We start from the raw sequence: 1097 nt of genomic DNA, 5'->3' as shown, positions 1-1097 counted from the left end.
ATTTTAAATTTAGGAGTGATTATGAAAAAGGTATTTTCTCAGGTGTCAAAATGTGTGTCTGGTTTTCTTGTAGTAGGTGTGCTTACTAGTTATTCTCTAAGTGCAGCAACCCTTGATACCTCAAGCATAAAAGTAGGCTTTACAGGCTACAAGACCGAGGATATGGTTGAGACGAGTGGAATGTTTAAGAAAATTAAATTCACCTTTGGTAAGGATAAAAAAAGCATTACAGGGGTTTTAAAAGGTGCTAGTGCTGTGATTGTCCCAACAAGTAGCGTGATTCCTGAGTTAGATGATGCGACAAAGAATATGAATACAGTGTTTTTCCCTGCCTTAGCTGGTAAGGAATCTATTAATGTAGTGATACAAGAAGTTGTAGAAGGCGATGGAAAGGGTCTCATTAGTGCTAAAATAAGCATTGGCAATCAAAGCACAATTGTTCCCTTGGTTTATGAGATTAAAAATAAAAAGCTTATGGCACAAGGAAAGCTTGATCTTAATGCCTTTAGCAATGCCACACAAGCATTAAGTGCTTTAAGCAAGGCAGCCCCTGGCCATGCTGATTTTAGTTGGGCTGTTGTAGATCTTACTATGAGTGCAAATGTCAAATAAATCTTAGCAAAATTACCTTATAAGCTTTTTACTGCAAGATTTGATGTCTTGCACTGAGTAAATAGCTTATCTCTTAGCTTAATTGATTTTGGTTAAATTTAATTTAAGCTGATTTTGCCTTATCATTTGACTCAATTCAACTTAAAGCGGATTATTTCTTATCATTTTTAGCAAGATTTTATACAAATCTTGCTTTTTATTTGGCGATTGATACTTTTAGCTAAAATTACACAGAATTTTTCCTAAGCCATTTTAACAGAATTTTATACAAATTTTCGTTTTTAACCTTCTAAATTCTAAATTTCTTTTAAATGAAACATAAAAATTTTTTGTTTCAATGCCCCTTAAATTTAGCAAGTCTATGTTTGGCATAAGCTCTTTTGTTTGTAGTTACAAGAGGCGTAGCAAAAAATTCACAGTTTCCATTGATATGCTTGTGTCCATTTGCAAACTCATATCTTCCTTTATCCTATAACTAGCCTTTG

At 33.5% G+C, this 1097-nt stretch carries 1 protein-coding gene and 1 pseudogene; one reads left to right on the top strand and one right to left on the bottom strand.

Annotation, left to right across the window (positions count from 1 at the left end; all coding sequences use genetic code 11):
• The coding region (locus tag DMC01_RS12530) for a hypothetical protein (RefSeq protein ID WP_221887169.1) at positions 1–612 on the top strand (612 nt) is incomplete at its 5' end.
• Between the two features lie 141 nt (positions 613–753).
• On the opposite strand, the pseudogene DMC01_RS16955 reads toward DMC01_RS12530, so the two are convergent.
• Positions 754–1066: pseudogene (locus DMC01_RS16955) on the bottom strand (hypothetical protein); the annotation flags it as partial.
• Positions 1067–1097 lie beyond the last annotated feature (31 nt).

Origin of the sequence: Campylobacter troglodytis, from assembly GCF_006864425.1 — a bacterium.
GTDB classification, from domain to species: Bacteria; Campylobacterota; Campylobacteria; order Campylobacterales; family Campylobacteraceae; genus Campylobacter_D; species Campylobacter_D troglodytis.
The sequence above is the reverse complement of the archived record's forward strand: the minus strand, read 5'-3'. Positions and strand labels throughout refer to the sequence as shown.